We start from the raw sequence: 1,005 nt of genomic DNA on the forward strand, positions 1-1,005 counted from the left end.
CGGCGACAACAACTCTGGCGTCAACGCGATCGGGTTCTACGACGACGACATCGTGCGCACGCCGGTGGGGTGGCGCATCGCCCGCCGGCGCTACACGCAGGTTCGCATCACCACGGTCGGAGGCGGTTAGATGACGTTCGCGACGAAGTACGGGCCCTGGGCGTTGGTGGCCGGCGCCTCCGACGGTGTGGGTGCGGCGTTCGCCGAAGGGCTCGCCGAGCGCGGTGTCAACGTGGTACTGCTGGCCCGCCGGCAAGCCGTACTCGACCGCGTCGCGGCCGACATCGAGGCCAAGACGTCGGCGCAAACCCGTACCGCCGCAATCGATCTTGCTCGGCCGGGTGCCGCCGCGGAGGTGGCCGCGGCGACCCGCGACCTGGAGATCGGCACGCTCGTGTACTGCGCGGGTGCCGACCCCAATTTCGAGCCCTTCCTCGCCAATCCGATCGAGGCGGCCGAGGCGATGGTGCAGCGCAACTGCATGGTGCCCATGCAGTTATGTCACCATTACGCGCCCGCGATGGTGGAGCGCGGCAGCGGCGGCATCGTCATCTTCGGTTCCGGGGCCGGGCTGGCCGGCGGCGCGAACATGGTCGCCTACGGCGCATCGAAGGCGTTCGACATGGTCTTCGCCGAGGCCCTGTGGGCCGAACTCCACGACAAGGGCGTCGACGTTTTAGGCCTCATCCTGGGCAAGACCAACACGCCGGCATTGCGCGAACTCGAATACGCCCGCGGTCTGCTCGGGTCTCCCGACGAGGTGCCGCCGGACGCCGCGGCCGTGTCCGACGTCGTCGCCGAGGCGTTCGACAACCTCGGCAACGGCCCCACCCTGATGGTGGGCGACACCATGCGCGCCGCGGCGCAGCTGCTGGTATCGCTGAGCCGCAATCAGGCCGTCGAGCTCTTCGCGCAGGCCGCCGCCGCGGCCATGGGCCCCGACACCTAGCCCGCGCCGGCGGGAACCTCGGGCGTTCGCTGTGCGTCGTACCGGATGGCGGCGAG

The 1,005-nt window shown here is 70.1% G+C and carries 1 protein-coding gene and 1 pseudogene; both read left to right on the forward strand.

All coding sequences use genetic code 11. The features are described from left to right. Positions 1 to 130: pseudogene (locus A5708_RS23590) on the forward strand (nuclear transport factor 2 family protein); the annotation flags it as partial. Continuing rightward, positions 131 to 949, forward strand: coding sequence for an SDR family NAD(P)-dependent oxidoreductase (locus A5708_RS23595; RefSeq protein WP_065030932.1), 819 nt, complete (start codon positions 131 to 133; stop codon positions 947 to 949). The last annotated feature ends 56 nt before the right edge of the window (positions 950 to 1,005 follow it).

The organism is Mycobacterium colombiense, from assembly GCF_001672755.1.
In the GTDB taxonomy this organism is placed as follows: Bacteria; Actinomycetota; Actinomycetes; order Mycobacteriales; family Mycobacteriaceae; genus Mycobacterium; species Mycobacterium colombiense_C.

What these genes read in the sequence shown, in the direction of transcription:
- A5708_RS23595 (WP_065030932.1), top strand. Translation starts at nt 131, where the DNA reads ATGACGTTCGCGACGAAGTACGGGCCCTGGGCGTTGGTGGCCGGCGCC.